Source organism: Variovorax sp. YR750 (assembly GCF_900109805.1).
GTDB classification, from domain to species: Bacteria; Pseudomonadota; Gammaproteobacteria; order Burkholderiales; family Burkholderiaceae_C; genus Variovorax; species Variovorax gossypii.
Genome location: NZ_FOBJ01000009.1, coordinates 291,121 through 310,071, shown reverse-complemented (window position 1 = coordinate 310,071; position 18,951 = coordinate 291,121). Strand labels below are relative to the sequence as shown.

The window sequence follows — 18,951 nt, the reverse complement described above, 5'->3', positions numbered from 1 at the left end:
CTCCTTGGAATCAGGAGACTCTAGGCAGGCCGGCCTTCAGGCGAAAGGCCGGTTCGGGCAACGGGTGTTCACGTTTCGAGAAGACTGGCGCCGGCCCAGCGGCCCTCGCGCACCAGCGCACGCGCCGTCTCTGCCACCACCACGCGCGTGGCCAGCGCGGCGGGGGAGAGCTCGTCGTCCGACAGGCTCACGAGCAGGTTGCGGCGGCCCACGTGCGCGTCGGCGATCTGCGTGAGCTGCAAGTCGTCGCGGTCGTGCCGCGCGGTGGCGGCGCCGGGCTGGATGGTCGCGCCGTGGCCGGCGCGCACCGCGTCCATCAACAGCGCAAGGCCGTCGACCTCCGCCACGATGCGCGGCGAGATGCGTGCCCGCGTGAAGGCGGCCGTCAGCGTGGCGCGCAGGCCGTGGCTGCCGCTGGGCAGGATGAGCGGCAGGTCGGCCAGCTGCGACAGGCGCACGCGCGCACCGGTGGGGCGCTGTGCCAGGGCGGGCGATGCGATCACGAAGAGCTTCTCGGCCAGCAGCGGCGTCACGCTCCAGCGTCGCGGGGTGTCGGTCTGGAACAGCACGGCCAGGTCGAGCTGCCGCGCCTGCAGCATGGTCGTGAGATGGCCCGAGAGCGCCTCCACCATGTGCAGCCGCACCTCGGGGTAGCGCTCGCGCATGGCGCGCATCAGCGGTACGCCGAGCACCGTGGCGGTGGTGGGCGCCAGGCCCACGCTCACGTGGCCTGAGAGCCGCGCCTGCTGCGCCGCGAGCACCGCGTCGTCGGCATGGCGCAGCACGAGCTGGGCCTGGTGGAGAAAGGCCACGCCGGCATCGGTGGGCACCACGCCGCTGGAGCTGCGTTTGAGCAGCCGGGTGGAGAGCTCGCCCTCGAGCCGGCTGATCTGCTGGCTCAGCGCCGAGGTGACGACGCCCAGCTCGACCGCGGCGCGGCCCATGCTGCGAAGCTCGCAGACCTTGACGAAGTAGCGCAGTTGCCGGAGTTCCATCCGCCGATCATCGCGCAGGCGCGGTCGCCGGTGCGGGCCGGCGCAGCAGCAGCCAGCCGAAGAGCGGCGCGGTGATGTACATCACCACCGAGTAGATGGCCGCCGGCAGCGCCAGCGGGAAGCTGCCGAGCACGCTCACCGCGATGAAGATCGCCAGCGTGGAGTTGTGGATGCCGATCTCGTAGCTGATGGCGGTGGCCAGCGGTTTGTCGAGCCCGGCGGCGCGGCTCAGGTAGTAGCCCGCCAGCAGGCTCAGCAGGTTGAACAGCAGCACCGGCACGCCGATCTGCGCGAAGGTGGTCGTGATGGTCTTCCACTCGTTCGCGATGGCCAGCACCGTCACTACCGCGAGCACCACGCCGCTGAAGATCTTGGTCGGCTTCTCCATGCGCGCCGCGAAGCCCGGTCGGCGCGAGGCCACGAACATGCCGAGCGCCACCGGCACCAGCACGATGGCGATGACCTCCACCAGCTTGCGCGTCTGCAGCGGCACCACCTGTCCGCCCTGTGCGAAGTGGCCGATGGCCCAGTTCGCGATGAGCGGCAGCGTGACGATGGACAGCAGCGTGTTCACGGCCGTGAGCGAGATGTTCATGGCCACGTTGCCGCCGAACAGGTGCGAGAACAGGTTGGCCGAGATGCCGCCCGGCGAGGCCGCCAGCAGCATCAGCCCGATGGCGAACACCGGCGGCAGCCCGAAGCCCGTGATGATCGCGTAGCAGGCCAGCGGCAGGCCGACGACCTGCAGCACGAGCGCGATGGTCACGGCCTTCGGGTGCTTGAAGAGGCGCCTGAAGTCGGCAAGGGAAAGCGAAAGCCCGAGCCCGAACATCACGAGCGCGAGCGCGCCGAACAGGAAGCGGGTGACGATGACGGTACTGTCCATGGATCTGTCTCCTCGTTGGTTCTTCTTTTCTTGTAGTTGTTGTTCGCGTGGCAAAAAAATGGCCGCCAGCACCTGTCGCGCAGGCGCTGGCAGCCGTGGAAACCGGGACCGACGAAGGTCTTACTGCTTGTAGCTGTCGTCGATGCGGTCGAGCTTGCGGATGAGCGACGGCCAGACGAACTGGCCGCCCATGCCGCCGGTCTGCACCTTCATGGCCTGGCCCACGCCTTCCACGATGCGCGGGTCCACGTGCGTGAGTTCGCTGCCGCCCGACTGCGCCGCGATCTGGATCTGGCAGGTGGCCTCGAAGGTGTACATCGAAAGGAAGGCGTCGGCAATGGTCTTGCCGCAGGTCAGCAGGCCGTGGTTGCGAAGCATGAGGAAGTTCGCATTACCCATGTCGGCCTGCAGGCGCGGCTTCTCGTCGTCGCGGAAGGCCACGCCTTCGTAGTCGTGATAGGCCAGCGAGGCCAGCACGAAGGTCGACTGCTGGCTGATGGGCAGCACGCCGTTCTTCTGCGCGCTCACGGCGATGCCGGCGCGCGTGTGGGTGTGCAGCACGCACTGGATGTCTTCCCGCGCGGCGTGCACCGCGCTGTGGATCACGAAGCCCGCCGGATTCACGGGGTAGGGCGAGTCGATGATCTTGTTGCACTGCTGGTCGACCTTGACCAGGCTCGACGCGGTGATCTCGTCGAACATCAGGCCGTAGGGGTTGATCAGGAAGTGGTGCTCGGGGCCGGGAATGCGCGCGCTGATGTGCGTGAAGACGAGGTCGCTCCAGCCGTGCAGCGCCACGAGGCGGTAGCAGGCGGCGAGGTCGACGCGCAGCTGCCACTCCTCGGCGGAGACGAGCTTCTGGATTTCGGGTTGGGCGAAGGCGTTCATGGGATTGGTCCTCGGATGGGGTCAGGCGGCCGCGGGCTCGGTGAGCGCGGCCTTGTAGATGCTCTGCTTCGGCTGCGCCATCACGCGACGCAGCATGGGCTCGAATTCGCCGATGGGCAGCGTCTCGGCCTTGGGGTCGAAGGCGGGGTTGTCGTAGAGCGCGCAGAACTCGGCCGTGCGCTCGTAGTGCGGGTGGCCCTTGAAGTTGTCGCGCATGTCGCGGTCCAGGCCGATGTGGTGGAAGAAGTAGTGGCCCTGGAAGATGCCGTGGTTCTGCACCATCCAGTGGTTGGCCTCGCTTACGAAGGGCTTCAGGATGGCCGCGGCGATGTCGGGATGGTTGAAGCTGCCGAGCGTGTCGCCGATGTCGTGCAGCAGCGCGCACACCACGTATTCCTCGTCGCGGCCGTCGCGCAGCGCGCGGGTGGCGGTCTGCAGCGAGTGGGTGTAGCGGTCGACCGGGAAGCCGCCGTAGTCGCCCTCGAGGATCTGCAGGTGCTTGATCACGCGCGCGGGCAGGCCGCCCGCGAACTGCATGAATTCGCCACCGATCAGCTGCCAGTCTTCGCGCGTGCTTTCCTGCATGCTCTTGAAACTTGCGCGTGCGTTCATCGCCGGAGTCTCCGTTCTTGTCTTGTGGGGAGCTGATCACTGTATGCCTGCGCTTGACCATCAACTGTCAAGAATTTGACAATGCGGGGTTCTGGTAAACCCCCGTTCCCTCGTCATTCCTCCTTCATGGCCACCTCCCCGAAACCGCGCCTTTCCACCGCGCACCGTGCCGCGCTGGAAGGCAACCCGTGGTTCATGAGCATGCCGCGCGCCCAGCGCGAGGCGCTGGTAGCCGCGGCGGAGCTTCACCACGTGCGGCGCGGCGCAATGGTGTTTCGCCAGGGCGACCCCATCCATGCCACGGACGGTGGCTTCTACGGGCTGGTGGCGGGCACGATCAAGATCTCCTCGCTGCGGCAGGACGGCCGCGAGGCCATCCTCGCGGTGCTGGAGCCCGGCAACTGGTTCGGCGAGATCACGCTGATCGACGGCTCGCCGCGCACCCACGACGCCACCGCGCTGGAAGCGCTCGACCTGCTGGTGGTGCCGCCCGCCGCCTTCGTGCAACTGATGCGCGAGGTGGTTTTCTCCAATGCCATCGCCGCGATGCTGGCGGCGCGCGTGCGCATGCTCTACGGCCTCGCGGAAGACGCCACGCTGCGCAGCCTGCGCGCGCGCGTGGCGCACCGGCTGCTGGTGCTGGCGCGCGGCGATGCCACGCAGTCGGTGCACCTGCGGCACGAGCTGCAGCTGCCGCAGGAGGCGCTGGCGATGATGCTCGGCGTGACGCGCCAGACGCTGTCGAAGGAGCTCAACGCGCTGGCAGCCGAAGGCGTGGTCGCGCTGGGCTACGGGCGCATCGAGCTGCTGTCGCTCGATGCGCTGAGGAAGCTGGTGAGCATGGGCTAGGGGCGCACGCCGTCTGCGGCCTCGTCGGCGGGCATCGACCCCGTTTCCGGCTTGGTCCCTGTCTTCGCCAGCTTGCGCGAGGGCTGGTCGAGCTTGTCGCCCAGCACGCGCCGCACCACCACGTAGAACACCGGGATCATCAGCAGCCCGAGGAAGGTCGCGAACAGCATGCCGCCGGTCACGCCCATGCCGATCTCGTGCCGCGAGACCGCGCCCGCGCCGCTGGAGACGATCAGCGGGAACACGCCGAGGATGAAGGCCAGCGAGGTCATCAGGATCGGGCGCAGCCGCAGCCGCGCGGCTTCGAGCACCGATTCGTACAGCGTCAGCCCGCGCTGCTGCGCCTCGACCGCGAACTCGACGATCAGGATCGCGTTCTTCGCCGCCAGGCCCATCACCGTCACCAGGCTGATCTTGAAGAACACGTCGTTCGGAAAGCCCGCCAGCCAGCAGAAGGCGATCACGCCCAGCATGCCCAGCGGCACCACCAGCAGCACCGCCACCGGGATCGACCAGCTCTCGTACAGCGCGGCCAGGCACAGGAACACCACCACCACCGACAGCACCAGCAGCAGCGTGGCCGAGTTGCCGGCCTGCTGCTCCTGGTAGGACAGGCCGTTCCAGTCGTAGCCGAAGCCCGGCGGCAGTTCGTTGCGTACGATGTCCTGCAGCGTGGCCATCGCCTGCCCGGTGGACGTGCCGGGCGCCGGGTTGCCGACGATCTGCACCGCCGCGTTGCCGTTGAAGCGCTGCAGCGCGATCGGCCCGGTGCCCCACTGGGCCTTCACCACGCTCGACAGCGGCACCATCGCGCCGGCGCTGCCCGCCAGCGTGCTCGGCGTGTACACGCGGTCGAGCGCCTCGGGGCCCATGCGGAAGGGCGCGTCGGCCTGCATGTACACGCGCTTGATGCGGCCGTCGTACCGGAACTGGTTGACGTTGGTGGGGGCCAGCAGCATCGCGACGCCGTTGTAGACGTCGGTGAGCGTCAGCCCGAGCGCATAGGCCTGCGCGCGGTCGACCGCGATCTGCCACTGCGGCGCGTCGGGCAGCACGTTGGGCCGGATGCCTGACAGCGTCGGGTTCTGGCCGGCCTTTTCCACCAGCGTGCGGGAGGCCTGTGCCAGCTCGGCACGCGACTGGCCCGCGCGCGCCTGCAGGAACATGTCGATGCCGCCGAGCTGGCTCAGGCCGCGGATGGCCGGCTGGTTGAACGCGATGGCCTGCGCGTCGGGCAGGCCGCGCAGCGCGCGGGTGATCTCGGGAATGAGCTCCATCGCGGTCTTGCTTCGCTGCTCCCACGGCTTGAGCTTGACGAAGACCGTGCCGGCGTTCTCCGCGTTGCCTGCAAAGCCGAAGCCCTGTGCCTGGAAGATCGCATCGACGCTCGCGCCCACCGGGCTTTTCAGGATGCGCTCGCGGATCTCCGCCATCACGCGGTCGTTGCGCTCCAGCGTGGCGCCGGGCGGCAGCGTGACCGACACCAGCACCGAGCCCTGGTCCTCGCCCGGCACGAAGCCGGTGGGCATGCGCGCGTACAGGAAGCCCGTGAGCACCGTGACCAGCACGAAGGCCAGCATCCAGCGCGGCGCGTGGCGCAGCGCCCAGCCCACGTGGCCGTTGTAGGTGCGCGCCACCCAGTCGAAGAGGCGGTCGAAGCCGCGGAAGAGGGCGTTCTTGCGCGCGTGGTCGGTGGGCTTGAGCAGCGTGGCGCACAGCGCGGGCGTGAAGGTCATCGCCAGGAAGGCCGAGCAGGCCATCGACAGCGCGATGGTGAAGGCGAACTGCGCATAGATGATGCCGGTGGCCCCGGGCTGCAGCGCGGAAGGCACGAACACGGCGGTGAGCACCACCGTGATCGCCACGATGGCGCCGGTGATCTGCCCCATGCTCTTGCGCGTGGCCTCCCGGGGCTCCAGCCCTTCCTCGGTCATGAGCCGCTCGACGTTCTCGATCACCACGATCGCGTCGTCCACCACGATGCCGATGGCCAGCACCATGCCGAACAGCGTCAGTTGGTTGAGCGAGAAGCCCAGCAGCTGCATGCCCGCGAAGGTGCCCAGCAGCGCCACCGGAATCACCAGCGTGGGGATCAGCGTGGCGCGCAGGTTCTGCAGGAACACCAGCATCACCAGGAACACCAGCACGATCGCCTCGAACAGCGTCTTCACCACCTCGGTGATCGATGCGGTGATGAAGGGCGTGGTGTCGTAGGCCACCGTCCAGCGCACGCCGGGGAGGTCGCGCACCAGCAGGTCCATCTGCTTCTTGATGGTCTCGCCCACCTGCAGCGCGTTGGCGCCGGGCGCGAGGTTGATGCCCAGGCCGCCCGCCGGCTTGCCGTCGAGCAGGGCGCGCTGGCCGTAGGTCTGGGGGCCGAACTCGACCCGCGCCACGTCGGACAGGCGCACCACGGTGCCGTCGTTGTTGGCGCGCAGGATGATGTCGCGGAACTGCTGGGGCGAGGTGAAGAGGGTGTCGGCCGCCGCGGTGGCGGTCACCTCCTGTCCCGGCGCTGCCGGATCGGCGCCGAGCGAGCCGGCGCCGAACTGGGCGTTCTGCGCCTGCACCGCGGTGAGCACCTGGCTGGCGGAGAGGCCGTAGGCCTGGAGCTTGTCGGGGTTGAGCCACAGCCGCATCGCGTATTCGGAGCCCGGCGTGATGGTGCTGCCCACGCCGTCGATGCGCGCGATCACCGGCAGGATGCGCGAGGCGATGATGTCGTTGAGCCGGCCGGAGTCGATCGTCGGATCGTCCGAGATGAGCTGCATGAACATCAGGATGTCCGGGCTCGCCTTGGCCACCACCACGCCCTGCTGCGTGACCTGCGAGGGCAGCAGCGGCTGCGCCAGCTGTACCTTGTTCTGCACCTGCACCGCGGCGGTGTCGGGGTTGGTGCCGGTGGCGAAGCTCAGCGTGATGGTGGCGGTGCCGTTGGCTCGCGAGGTGGAGCTGAAGTACAGCAGGTTGTCCAGGCCGATGAGCTGCTGCTCGATCACCTGCGTGACGGTGGTTTCCATCGTCTCGGCGCTGGCGCCGGGATAGGTGGCTGTCACCGTGATCTGCGGCGGCGCGACGTTGGGGTACGAGGCGATGCCAAGCCGGCTCACGGCGATGGCGCCGACCAGCGAGATCAGGATGGCGACGACCCAGGCGAAGACCGGGCGGTCGATGAAGAACTTCGGCATGCGGGCGGTCCTTCAGCGAGCGGGGGCGGATGCCGGTGCGGCCGGAGCGGGCGCGGGCACGTTCCCGGGCACGGGTGCCGGTGGCGGCGGCTGCCAGTCCGAAGCCTTGACCTCCCTGCCGGGCGCCGCGCCCTGCAGGCCGCTCACGATCACGCGGTCGCCGGCGGCCAGACCGCCCGTGACGATCCAGTCGCTGCCGCGCGCCGTGCCGGCCTGCACGTTCTTGCGCAGCACCTTCGCGTCGGGCCCGACCACCAGCGCGTAGGCGCCGGCCGTGTCGCGCAGGATCGCGCGCTGCGGAACCAGGAACACCTGCTTCTGCTCGCCGAGTTCGGCCGAGAGCGTGACGTAAAGGCCCGGCAACAGCGCCTGCTGCGGATTGGGCAGCCGCGCGCGCAGGTTGACCGCGCCGGTGGCCGCGTTCACCACCGCGGCCGTGAAGTCGAGCGTGCCCGGGTGCTCGTACGGCGCGCCGTTGGGCAGCCTGACCTTCACCTGCACCCGGTTCTGCTGCGCGAGCGAAACCCGGCCCTGCGCCTGAGCCTGCCGCAGCGCCATCAGCTCGTCGGCGCTCACCGTGAAATTGACGTAGAGCGGATCGATCTGCTGCACGGTGGCCAGCAGGGTGCCGTTGGCGCCGCCGTCGCTGGTGCCGTTGCCCACTACCGCGCCCACCGTGAGCTGCTGCTGGCCGGCGATGCCGTCGATGGGCGAAGTGACCTTGGTGTAGCCGAGGTTGAGCCGCGCGGTGGCCACGGCTGCTTCGTCGGCGCGCACCCTGGCGGCGGCGCTGCGTTCGGCGGCGTCGGAGTTGTCCACGGTCTGCTGCGAGACCGAGCCAACGGGCAGCAGCTGCCTGTTGCGCGCGGCGGTCACGCGCGCGTTGGCCAGCGTAGCCTGGTCCTGTGCCAGCACGGCCAGCGCGTTCTCCAGCTGTGCGCGGTAGAAACCGGGGTCGATCTCGAAGAGCACCTGCCCCTGCCTGACGTTGGCGCCTTCCACGTAGGTGCGCCGCTGCAGCACGCCCGACACGCGGGCGGTGACGTTGGCGCTCAGAAAGGGCGAGAGCCGGCCGACCATGTCCTTGACCAGCGGCACGTCGCGCGGCTGCACGGCGATCACGCCGACCTCGGGCGGCGGCGGGGCGGGCGGGGCGGTCTGCGGGCCGCAGGCGGCCAGCAGCGTGGCGGCCAGCGAGATGCTGGTTGCAAGGCGCCAGCGCGTCGATGAATGAAGAGAGTGGATGCGCATGGCGGCTAGGGCGTCGTGTGCGGTGTCGCGGGTGTGGATGAGGAGGCCGTGGAGGAAGATGGCGCGGAGGCAGGAGTGCCCTGGGCTTCGTCCCATTGCCAGCCGCCGCCGAGGTTCCGGATCAGCGTGACGCTGCTCTGGGTGAGCAGGCCCTGCGTGTCGCGCAGGTTCTGCTCGGCGGTGAGAAGCGCGAGCTGCTGGGTCAGCAGCTCGAGTTCGCTGGTGCTGCCGGCGCTGCGCTGTGCGCGCGCGCTGGCGAAGAGCTGCTGGTTGCGCTGCAGGATGGCGCCGAAGGCACGGGCCTGGCCCTGCAGCTGCTGGTAGGACGCGAGGCTGTCCTCCACGCTCTGGAATGCGCTCAGCACGGCCTGCCGGTAGTTGGCCGCGCTCTGGTCGTACCCGGCGCGCGCGCTTTCCAGCGCGGCGCTGCGCGCACCGCCGTCGAACAGCGTGCCCGCCAGCGCGGGGCCCACCGTCCAGAAACGGTGCGGCGCGGTGAAGAGCTGCGACAGGCTGTTGTTGCGGTAGCCGGCCTGCGCCGACAGCGTGAGCGATGGGAAGAAGGCCGCCTGCGCGACGCCGATGCGCGCATTGGCGGCGGCGGCGTTGCGCTCCGCCGCCACCACGTCGGGGCGGCGCTGCAGCAGCTGCGAGGGCAGGGCCAGCGGCACCGGCGGCAGCGCGAAGCGGTACTCCGGCTGCGGGGCGAGCGCGAAGGCCGCCGGAGGCACGCCGGTCAGCACCGCGATCGAGTGCTCGTACTGGGCGCGCGCGGCGCGCGAGGCGGCCAGGGCGGCGATGGACGACTCCAGGTTGTCCTGAGCCACCAGCACCTGGTCGGCAGCCACCAGCCCATGCTGGAAGCTCGCGCGGGTCATATCGAGCACGCGGGCGTGGATGCGCTCCTGCTGTCCCAGCAGCGCGATGTCGATGTCGAGCTGGCGCAGCGCGAAGTAGCTGTTGGCCAGCGTGGCGGCGATGGACAGCCGCTGCCCGGCCAGCTGCGCGCCCGAGGCCTGCGCGCTGCCCCGGCTCGCCTCGACCTGGCGCCGCACCTCCCCCCACAGGTCGGGCTCCCAGCTGGCCGTGGCGCTGGCGCTGACCTGCGTGGACAGCAGGCTCGACTGCGTGCCGCTGCCCGACGAGCCGCCGGTACTCGCGAGGTTGCGGCTGCGGCTCGCCGAGGCACCGAGCGAGAGCACCGGATAGAGGCTGGCTTCGCTCGCCGCCACCGTGGCGCGCGCGGCGCGGTAGGAAGCCTCGGCCGCCGCGATGTTCTGGTTGGCCTGCAGCGCGCGCTCGATGAGCGAGCCCAGCACTTCGTCGCCGTAGGCGCTCCACCAGGTGCCCGGCAGCACCGCCTGCGGGTCGGCCTGCGTGCGCCGCCAGGTGATGCCGTCGTCTTCCTTGAACGACGCGGGAATGTCGATGGCCGGCCGGCTGTAGTCCGGCCCGAGCGTGCAGCCTCCGAGCAGGAGCGCCAGGCCAAGCGTGAAGCCGGTTGCGAGGCCGGGTGCGGGGCCGGTTGCGGGAGCATGCTTTCGGCGTACTTGCCTGGCGGGAGGCGGCGCCGCGCGTGCGGCGCAAGCTTTTCTTGCGTCGATGTCGTTCATCGGTTTCTTCGCTTCGGGGAAGGAGCGGGCAATCTATGAGGCGTGGTTTATAGAACTTTTATGCAACTGTTAGGCCAGCGTTAAGGCAGCCCGTCTTCCCCGCGCTTGGGCGACGGGTGTGGTTGTTCACATGCCGACAAGCTGCGCGGCGTATAAGTGCGCGTCGGCCGCCGGCCGACAAGCCCCGCACCGGCCGGAGCCATCAAGAGCGGACGCCGGTGCGGCCATGCACGGTAGACATCACAGGAAGGCAACCAATCATGAGCAACAAACCGACAGTCGTTCTGGTCCACGGTTTCTGGGGCGGCGCGGCCCACTGGGCCAAGGTCATCGTGGAGCTTTCGCGCAAGGGGCACACGGGAATCCGCGCGGTGGAACTGCCGCTGACCTCGCTCGCGGACGATGCGCAGCGGCTGCGCAAGATGGTGGCGCAGGTCGACGGCCCGGTGCTGCTGGTCGGCCACTCGTACGGCGGCGCGGTCATCACGCAGGCGGGCGACCTGCCCAACGTGACGGGGCTGGTCTACATCGCGGCCTTCGCGCCCGATGCGGGCGAAAGCCCCGGCGGCATCACGCAGGAGCACCCGCCGGTGGCCGTGCCCAACCTGGCGCCCGACAGCGACGGCTACCTGTGGGTCAAGCCGGAGAAGTTCCACGAGAGCTTCTGCCAGGACCTCACGCCCGACGAAGGCCTCGTGATGGGCGTGACGCAGAAGGCGCCGCTCGCCAGCACCTTCGGCGATGCGATCACCGCGCCGGCGTGGAAGAAGAAGCCGTCGTGGTACCAGATCTCCAGCGACGACCGCATGATCGCGCCGGCCAACCAGGAGCGCATGTCGGCGCGGCTGGGCGCGAAGAAGGTCATCACGCTGGCGGCCAGCCATGCCTCGCTGGCGTCGAAGCCCGTCGAGGTGGCGGCGCTGATCGACGAGGCGGCGAGCGCCGGCTGATTGCGCCGCGAGCAGTTCAGGACGCGCACTCTCCAGTGCGCGTGCGCTGCCGTCGCGCGCCGGCTTGCCACCCGATTGCAGCGACCGAGCCCGCGGCCGCGATCACCATCAGCACCGCCGCGGCGATCACCGCGAAGAAGCCCTTGTCGAACGCAGCGTGCGCGAGCGACACGAGCTGCGTCGCCGCATGCGCCGGCAGGCTCTCCGCGGCCAGCAGCGCGGCATCGATGCCGTCGCTGGCCGAGGCGGGCACGGCCAGCGTCCGCGGAATGACCAGCGCGGCCGTGTAGCTCGACGAGAGCACGCTGCCCAGCAGCGCCACGCCGAGCACGCTGCCCAGTTCGTACGACACCTCCTCGACCGACGCGGCCATGCCCGCGCGGTCTTCCGGCGCGTTGTTCATGACGGCGTTGGAGGCGGCCGTCATGGTCGCTCCGACGCTCACGCCCAGCAGCGCCAGCACGGCCACCCGCGCGAAGCCCGATGCCTCGACGGTCAGCGCAAGCCCGAAGAGCGCCACGGCAGTGGTGGCCAGGCCCAGCACGATGATGCTGCGCGAGCCGATGCGCGCAAGCAGCAGGCCCGCGATGGGCCCGGCCACGAAGGCGGCCAGCGGAATCGGCAGGATGGCCAGGCCCGCCTCGAGCGGCGTGAGGCCGGTCACCAGCTGCAGCCGCTGGCTGAACACCAGCTCCACACCCACCAGCGCAGCCGAGGCTACGGTGGCGGCGATCACGCCGCTGGAGAAGTGCGGATTGCGGAACAGGCTGAAGTCGATCAGCGGTGACGTGCTGCGGCGCTGGCGCCGCACGAAGAGAAGCATGGCGACGATCGACAGCGTGCCGCTCGCCACGGCCACCGCGAGCGATGGCTCGGGCTTCGCGAATTCCTTGATCGTCAGCACCAGGCAGACCAGCGCGGCGAACACCTGCACCGATCCGATGAAGTCCCACGGCCTGCGGCTGGTGGCGCGCTCGCCCGGGAGCAGCCACAGGCCCAGCACCAGCGACACCAGCACCACCGGCACGTTGATGAGGAAGACGGAGCCCCACCAGAAGTACTCGAGCAGGACGCCGCCCACCACCGGGCCGAGCGCCGCGCCGCCGAAGGCCACCGCGGCCCACACGCCGATGGCCAGCGCGCGTTCGCGGTCGTCGGTGAAGGCGAGCCGGATGATCGCCAGCGTGGCCGGCATCATCATCGAGGCGCCCAGGCCCAGGAAGGCGCGCGCGGCGATGAGCGCGCCCGCGCCCGGCGCATAGGCCGCGCACAGCGAGGCCGCGCCGAACACGGCCAGCCCCGCGATGAACATGCGCTTGTAGCCCACGCGGTCGCCCAGCGCGCCCATGCCCAGCAGGAAGCCGGAGACGACGACGGTGTAGGCGTTGATGATCCAGAGCTTGGCCGAGGCCGACGCGCCGAGATCGTGCGTGAGCCTGGGCAGCGCGGTGTAGAGCACGGTCATGTCGATCACGATCAGCAGCAGCGCCGTCGAGACGATCAGCAGCGTGATCCACTTTCTCGTGTTGTTCGTGGTGTGCGTCATGGCTCAGGCCTCCAGCTCCTTGAGCATCGTGATCGACACCGGCGTGCAGCCGCGTGCCTCGAAGAAGCGGTGGGCGCCTTCGTTGCCGATGCCGCTTTCGAGAAAGAGGCGGCGGATGCCGCGCGGCTTCAGCTCGGCGCAGATCCAGTCGAACATCAGCCGGCCCACGCCGCTGCCCTGGCGGGATGCGTCGACGACGAGATCGTCGAGCGTGGCGAAGGGGCGCGAGGCCAGGCGGGTCTCGTCGATGGAAACGAATGCGACGGCGGCCAGTGCGCCGCTGTCTTCATCGTGCGCGGTCGCGATCAGCGAGCGCGATGCGGCAACGGGCTGCGCGAGCGCGTGGCGCACCTGCGCGCCCAGCACCTCGGCCAGGTCGGGGCGCCACTCGCCGATCGCGACGGCGCGTTGCTCCTGCAGCTCGGAGTGGGAGATGTAGCGGGGGCTCAGTTGCTTCATGAACAACTCGACGATGGCCCGCTCCCTGGCGGGATCGCTGCACCACTCGATTCGCAGCGGCGCCTTTGTTTGACGGGGATCTTTCAGCATGGGCGCCATGTTGCGCCATTAAAATGGATGGATAAAGATGAAATCCATCTGAAAATCAGATGGATAGGGTTATGCATCGAGTTCAGGAGCACCGCATGGAATGGACCGTCGACCAGTTGCGCCAGTTCGTGACGACCGCCGAGTGCGGCTCGTTCTCGGCTGCCGCACGTCACCTCGGCAAGGCGCAGTCGGCCGTGAGCACAGCCATCGGGCTGCTCGAGGTGGACCTCGGCGTCGCGCTCTTCGACCGCTCGCGCAGGAACGCGCAGCTGTCGGAAGCCGGGCAGGTGCTGCTGCTCGAGGCGCGCGAGCTGCTGCGCCAGGCCGAGCAGCTCGACCAGCGCGCCCGCTCGCTCAACGCGGGCAACGAGGCCGCGCTGTCGCTGGCGCTCGACGAGGCGCTGCCGTACACCGCCATCGCCACGCTGATGCGCGAGATCTCGGTGAAATTTCCCAGCCTCGAACTCACGCTGCTCAATGGCGCGGCCACCGAGGTGGCCGACTACGTCGAGCAGGAGCGCGCCAGCGTCGCCTTCCATTTCGACAGGGGACCGGTGCGCGCGAGCTTCGACCAGCGGCACATCGGCACCGTGCCGCAGGGCGTGTTCGTCGCCAACGGCCATCCGCTGGCCGACGGGCGCGTGGTGCGGCGCAAGGACCTGGCCCGCCACCGGCAGCTGCTGATGCATGCCGACGACGTGCACGAGGTGGCCTACAGCCCCAGGGTCTGGCGCTCCGACAGCTTCTACAGCACGGCCGAGATGGTGGCCGACAAGCTCGGCTGGGCGGTGCTGCCCGTCAACATCGCGCACTACGAGGGTTTCAGGCAGGCGCTGCAGGAAGTGCCTTGCCCGTCGCTGGCGCTGCCGAGGCTGTCGGTGCGCATGCTGTGGCTGCAGGGGCGTCAGCCAGGAGCGACGGCGAGCTACGTGCAGAAGCGCTTCACCGAGCTGCTGCGCGACACGCCGGCCTGACGATCCGCGCGAAGCGGATGCGAAAGCGGACTACCGCAGCACGCGGCCGTCGGCGGAGATGCTGATCAGGTCGATGTTGCGCACGCTGTCGCGCAGGCCCGGGCGCAGGTTGATGCGGAAGCCGCCCACGTCGTAGTCGGTCATGCCGGACATCACGCGCTGCAGGCTCGCCGTGTTGAAGCCCTTGCCCGCGCGGCGCACCGCCTCGCCGGCCGCTTTTGCAGCGATGAAGCCTTCGAGGCCTTCGTACGACGCGGTCTGGTCGGAGTTGTCGACGGCTGCGAGGTACTCCTTGACGATCGGAATCGCCGAGGGCCGGGGCGAGGGCACCACCTGCGAGATCACGATGCCGCCGATGTCCTTGCCGAGCGTGGCGTACAGCGGGTCGATGCCGACGATGGAGAAGGCCATGAAGCTGCCCGCGTAGCCGCTCTTGCGCAGCTTGCGGATCGCGTTGGCCGTGGTGCCCGAGAGCGACACCAGCACGATGGCCTGCGGAGACTGCTTCTGCACTTCCTTCAGTGCCGCGTCGAGCTTGTCGCCGCTGGCCGGCACGAGCGCGGTCGCGACCAGCGGCGTGAGCCTGAGTTCGGTGATGGCCTGTTCCACGGCCGCGAGCCCGGCGCGGCCCATGGCGTCGTCGTCGCCCACCAGCGCCACGCGCGTCTGCCCCACGGTGGCGCACTGCCTCACGATCTTCAGGGCCTCGTCGATCATGCCGGGGCGCACATGGAACACGTTGGGGTGCTCGGCGCCGCGCAGCGTGTCGGAAGCCGCGAAGGGCGCGAACAGCAGGCTGCCCTGCTGCGTGGCGACGTTCGCGCCGGCCTCGCTGCTGGCCGTGCCGACGAAGCCGAAGAGCATGTCGGCCTTGTCGGCGGTGAGCAGGGTGCGCGCATTGGCGGTGGCGCGGGCCGCGTCGTAGCCGTCGTCGAGCTGCAGAAGCTTGAGCTGCAGGCCGCTGGCGGCGTTGCGTTCGTTGAAGCTGCTCACCGCGAGGCGGCTGCCGGCGGCGAAGGCGGTGCCGATTTCCGAAGCACTGCCCGTCAGCGGCACCGATTGCCCGAGGAGCACGACGCGCGCTCCGCCCGCCGCCGGCGTCCGCGTGGCCTGCGCCATGACGGGGTGGGTAACCCCGATGCCGCTTCCCAGCATCAGCGCGCCACATGCCTTGCCCAACCATTCCCTGCGTGACCTGTTCATTGGACACCTTCTTTCACATTAGTAAAAAAGTGTAGCAATATCGGGGCCAGGGTGGAAGGCGGCAAACGCGCGGGTGGGGTCAGCCTCCCTTGACGTAACTGGCGAGATGCTCGCCGGTCAGGGTGGCGCGCTTGGCGACCAGGTCCGAGGGCGTGCCCTCGAAGACGACCCGGCCGCCGTCGTGCCCCGCGCCGGGGCCGAGGTCGATGAGCCAGTCGGCATGCGCCATCACGGCCTGGTGGTGCTCGACCACGATGACCGACTTGCCCGAATCCACCAGCCGGTCGAGCAGGCCCAGCAGCTGCGCCACGTCGGCGAGGTGCAGGCCGGCGGTCGGCTCGTCGAGCACGTAGATGTCGCCTTTCTCGGCCATCTGCGTGGCCAGCTTGAGCCGCTGGCGCTCACCGCCCGAGAGCGTGGTGAGCGGCTGCCCGAGCCGCAGGTAGCCCAGCCCCACGTCGGCCAGCCGCTGCAGGATGGCGTGCGCGGCCGGCGTGCGGGCCTTGCCCTCGCCGAAGAAGGCCGCGGCCTCGTCCACCGGCATCGCCAGCACCTCGCTGATGTCGCGCCCGCCGAAGCGGTATTCCAGCACCGAGGCCTGGAAGCGCTTGCCGCCGCATTCCTCGCAGGTGGTGGCGACGCCGGCCATCATCGCCAGGTCGGTGTAGACGACGCCCGCGCCGTTGCAGGTGGGGCACGCGCCTTCGGAGTTGGCGCTGAAGAGCGCCGGCTTAACTCCGTTGGCCTTCGCGAAAGCGTTGCGGATCGGGTCGAGCAGCCCGGTGTAGGTTGCCGGGTTGCTGCGCCGCGAGCCGCGGATGGCGCCCTGGTCGATGCTCACCACGCCCGCGCCGGCCGGAATCGATCCGTGCACCAGCGAGCTCTTGCCCGAGCCCGCCACGCCGGTGACGACCGCGAGCACGCCGAGCGGAATATCGACATTCACCTTGCGCAGGTTGTGCGCCGTCGCGCCGCGTATCTCGAGCTTGCCGGTCGGCTTGCGCACCTTCTTCTTCAGCGTGGCCCGGTCGTCGAGGTGCCGGCCGGTGACCGTGCCGCTGGCGCGCAGCCCCTCGATACTGCCTTCGAAGCACACGCTGCCACCCGCCGTGCCCGCGCCGGGCCCGAGGTCGACGACGTGGTCGGCGATGGCGATGACCTCCGGCTTGTGCTCCACCACCAGCACCGTGTTGCCCTTGTCGCGCAGCCGCAGCAGCAGTTCGTTCATGCGCTGGATGTCGTGCGGGTGCAGGCCGGTGGTGGGCTCGTCGAAGACGTAGGTGACGTCGGTGAGCGAGGAGCCGAGGTGCCGGATCATCTTCGTGCGCTGCGCCTCGCCGCCCGAGAGCGTGCCCGAGGGCCGGTCGAGCGAGAGATAGCCCAGGCCGATCTCCACGAAGGAATCGAGCGTCGCCGCCAGTGCCTCGAGCAGCGGCGCCACAGAGGGCTCCTTCAGGCCGCGCGCCCACGCGGCCAGGTCGCTGATCTGCATGGAGCAGGCGTCGGCGATGCTGATGCCCTTGACCTTCGACGAGCGCGCCGCCGCGCTGAGCCGCGTGCCGTCGCACTCGGGGCAGGTGGAGAAGGTCACCACGCGGTCGACGAAGGCGCGCACGTGCGGCTGCATCGCCTCCACGTCCTTCGAGAGAAACGACTTCTGGATCGTCGGGATCAGCCCCGCGTAGGTGAGGTTGATGCCGTCGACCTTGATCCTGGTCGCTTCCTTGTAGAGCAGGTCGTGCAGCTCGTTCTTCGTGAACTTGCGGATCGGCTTGTCGGCGTCGAAGAAGCCGCAGCCGCGGAAGATGCGGCCGTACCAGCCGTCCATGCTGTAGCCGGGGATCTTGAGCGCGCCCTCGTTGAGCGACTTGCCGTCGTCGTAGAGCTGCGACAGGTCGAAGTCGGTGACGGAGCCCCGGCCCTCGCAGCGCGGGCACATGCCGCCGATGCGATTGAAGGTTTCCTTCACGGTCTTCGTCTTCGCGCCGCGCTCGATGGTGATGGCGCCGGCCGCGCTGACCGATGGCACGTTGAAGGCGAATGCGCCCGGCGGGCCGATGTGCGGCTTGCCCAGGCGGCTGAACAAGATGCGCAGCATCGCGTTGGCGTCGGTGGCGGTGCCCACCGTGGAGCGCGGGTCGGTGCCCATGCGCTGCTGGTCGACGATGATCGCGGTCGTCAGGCCGTCGAGCACGTCGACATCGGGCCGCGACAGCGTGGGCATGAAGCCCTGCACGAAGGCGCTGTAGGTCTCGTTGATGAGCCGCTGCGACTCGGCCGCGATGGTGCCGAACACCAGCGAACTCTTGCCCGAGCCCGAGACGCCGGTGAACACCGTCAGCCTGCGCTTCGGGATCTCGATGCTGATGTCCTTCAGGTTGTTCTCGCGCGCGCCGTGCACGCGGATCATGTCGTGGCTGTCGGCTGCGTGCTGCGCGGAGGCTCGGGCCTGCGCCTTCGCCGGCTTGCCCGTCTTCGTCGCGGTCGTGGTCGTAGTCTTCTTCGGGGCCTTCGTGCTCATCGGTTCGTTTCCCCGCCTCAGCGCAGTTGCTGGATGCGGATCATGCTGCCCGCGGGGTCGCGCACCGCGCAGTCGCGAACGCCGTAGGGCTGGTCGGTCGGCTCCTGGACGATCTCGGTGTCGCTGGCCTGCAGTTTCGCGAAGGTGCCTTCGAGGTCGGGCGTGGCCAGCAGGATGGCGGCGTAGGTGCCCTTGGCCATCATCTCGGCGATGGTGCGGCGCTCTTCGTCGGTGATGCCGGGGTAGGCGGCCGGTGGCGCCAGCACGATGGACACGGCGGGCTGGCCGACCGGGCCGACGGTGATCCAGCGCATGCCCCCGTAGCCGACGTCGTTGCGGACCTCGAAGCCGAGCAGGTCGCGGTAGAAGGCGAGGGAGGCTTCGGGGTCGTTGTGCGGAAGAAAACTGGCGTGGATGCTGAGGTTCATGGTGGTCGTCCGGTCGTTGTGTTGTCGAGGAGCGCTCAGTCTAGATGCGGCTCCACGACCGGCGCTTCTCGATTCCTGATCGGTCGCGTGACCTGCTTCGCCACGCACGAGGGCATTCCCGCGGTCTGCAGCGCGGCCTGGCGCTTGTAGGCGCTGGGCGGCATGCCGACAAGCTCCGTGAAGCGTGTGCTGAAGGTGCCCAGCGACGAGCAGCCGACCTCGAAGCAGACCTCGGTGACGCTGAGGTCTCCCCGGCGCAGCAGCGCCATCGCGCGCTCGATGCGCCGCGTCATCAGGTAGGAATAGGGCGACTCGCCATACGCGAGCTTGAACTGGCGGCTGAGGTGGCCCGCCGACATGTGCACGCCGAAGGCGAGGGCCTCGACGTCGAGCGGCTGGGCGTATTCGCGGTCGATGCGGTCGCGAACGCGGCGCAGCCGGGCCAGTTCGCGAAGATGCAGTTGCTCGGCGTCGGGTTTGCTGCTGGTCATCCGCGGG

At 69.4% G+C, this 18,951-nt stretch carries 16 protein-coding genes; 3 read left to right on the top strand and 13 right to left on the bottom strand.

The features are described 5' to 3' along the window. Positions 1-68: 68 nt before the first annotated feature. The 4 genes from BMY35_RS20315 to BMY35_RS20300 all read right to left on the bottom strand — a co-directional run bounded on the left by BMY35_RS20315 (position 69) and on the right by BMY35_RS20300 (position 3,381). The gene (locus BMY35_RS20315; protein ID WP_093202897.1) at positions 69-995 is read right to left on the bottom strand and encodes a LysR family transcriptional regulator; all 927 of its coding nucleotides are present in this window, start codon (positions 993-995) and stop codon (positions 69-71) included. A 7-nt stretch (positions 996-1,002) separates the two neighbouring features. After that, on the bottom strand, positions 1,003-1,881 hold the full coding sequence (locus BMY35_RS20310; RefSeq protein WP_093202894.1) for a bile acid:sodium symporter family protein: 879 nt from the start codon (positions 1,879-1,881) through the stop codon (positions 1,003-1,005). Positions 1,882-2,001: 120 nt separating this feature from the next. Next, entirely contained in the window at positions 2,002-2,769 is a 768-nt protein-coding gene (locus BMY35_RS20305; protein WP_093202892.1) for a class II aldolase/adducin family protein, read from the bottom strand. A gap of 21 nt (positions 2,770-2,790) precedes the next feature. Then, positions 2,791-3,381, bottom strand: a complete 591-nt coding sequence (locus BMY35_RS20300) for an HD domain-containing protein (RefSeq protein ID WP_093202889.1) — start codon at positions 3,379-3,381, stop codon at positions 2,791-2,793. A 126-nt stretch (positions 3,382-3,507) separates the two neighbouring features. Between BMY35_RS20300 and BMY35_RS20295 the strand changes: the two genes are divergently transcribed. After that, positions 3,508-4,230, top strand: coding sequence for a Crp/Fnr family transcriptional regulator (locus BMY35_RS20295; protein WP_093202886.1), 723 nt, complete (start codon positions 3,508-3,510; stop codon positions 4,228-4,230). On the opposite strand, the gene BMY35_RS20290 is transcribed toward BMY35_RS20295, so the two are convergent. Genes BMY35_RS20290 through BMY35_RS20280 form a run of 3 tightly spaced genes read right to left on the bottom strand, consistent with a single transcriptional unit; the run spans position 4,227 to position 10,282 of the window. After that, positions 4,227-7,418: an efflux RND transporter permease subunit gene (locus BMY35_RS20290; RefSeq protein ID WP_093202884.1), complete on the bottom strand. Its 3,192-nt coding sequence runs from the start codon at positions 7,416-7,418 to the stop codon at positions 4,227-4,229. The two genes, BMY35_RS20295 and BMY35_RS20290, sit on opposite strands and share 4 nt — an antisense overlap. Before the next feature lie 12 nt (positions 7,419-7,430). Further along, complete coding sequence (locus tag BMY35_RS20285; protein ID WP_093202881.1) at positions 7,431-8,669, bottom strand: efflux RND transporter periplasmic adaptor subunit; 1,239 nt, start codon at positions 8,667-8,669, stop codon at positions 7,431-7,433. Positions 8,670-8,674: 5 nt separating this feature from the next. Beyond that, a complete protein-coding gene (locus BMY35_RS20280; protein WP_093202879.1) occupies positions 8,675-10,282 on the bottom strand; it encodes an efflux transporter outer membrane subunit in 1,608 nt (535 codons plus the stop codon). Positions 10,283-10,542: 260 nt separating this feature from the next. Between BMY35_RS20280 and BMY35_RS20275 the strand changes: the two genes are divergently transcribed. Next, a complete protein-coding gene (locus tag BMY35_RS20275) occupies positions 10,543-11,232 on the top strand; it encodes an alpha/beta hydrolase (protein WP_093202877.1) in 690 nt (229 codons plus the stop codon). A gap of 16 nt (positions 11,233-11,248) precedes the next feature. Here BMY35_RS20275 and BMY35_RS20270 read toward each other — a convergent pair whose 3' ends face one another. Both BMY35_RS20270 and BMY35_RS20265 read right to left on the bottom strand, forming a co-directional pair. Beyond that, a complete protein-coding gene (locus tag BMY35_RS20270) occupies positions 11,249-12,778 on the bottom strand; it encodes an MFS transporter (protein WP_093202874.1) in 1,530 nt (509 codons plus the stop codon). 3 nt (positions 12,779-12,781) lie between these two features. Then, complete coding sequence (locus BMY35_RS20265; protein ID WP_177213669.1) at positions 12,782-13,237, bottom strand: GNAT family N-acetyltransferase; 456 nt, start codon at positions 13,235-13,237, stop codon at positions 12,782-12,784. 185 nt (positions 13,238-13,422) lie between these two features. Here BMY35_RS20265 and BMY35_RS20260 point away from each other — a divergent pair, with 185 nt between their 5' ends. Continuing rightward, complete coding sequence (locus tag BMY35_RS20260; protein ID WP_093202869.1) at positions 13,423-14,301, top strand: LysR family transcriptional regulator; 879 nt, start codon at positions 13,423-13,425, stop codon at positions 14,299-14,301. A 30-nt stretch (positions 14,302-14,331) separates the two neighbouring features. On the opposite strand, the gene BMY35_RS20255 is transcribed toward BMY35_RS20260, so the two are convergent. The 4 genes from BMY35_RS20255 to BMY35_RS20240 all read right to left on the bottom strand — a co-directional run bounded on the left by BMY35_RS20255 (position 14,332) and on the right by BMY35_RS20240 (position 18,944). Then, entirely contained in the window at positions 14,332-15,504 is a 1,173-nt protein-coding gene (locus BMY35_RS20255) for an ABC transporter substrate-binding protein (RefSeq protein ID WP_093202867.1), read from the bottom strand. Positions 15,505-15,583: 79 nt separating this feature from the next. Then, the gene (locus BMY35_RS20250) at positions 15,584-18,025 is read right to left on the bottom strand and encodes an ATP-binding cassette domain-containing protein (RefSeq protein ID WP_093202864.1); all 2,442 of its coding nucleotides are present in this window, start codon (positions 18,023-18,025) and stop codon (positions 15,584-15,586) included. A gap of 17 nt (positions 18,026-18,042) precedes the next feature. Beyond that, entirely contained in the window at positions 18,043-18,453 is a 411-nt protein-coding gene (locus BMY35_RS20245) for a VOC family protein (RefSeq protein WP_093202862.1), read from the bottom strand. 35 nt (positions 18,454-18,488) lie between these two features. Beyond that, positions 18,489-18,944: a helix-turn-helix transcriptional regulator gene (locus BMY35_RS20240; protein ID WP_093202859.1), complete on the bottom strand. Its 456-nt coding sequence runs from the start codon at positions 18,942-18,944 to the stop codon at positions 18,489-18,491. Positions 18,945-18,951: the final 7 nt, after the last annotated feature.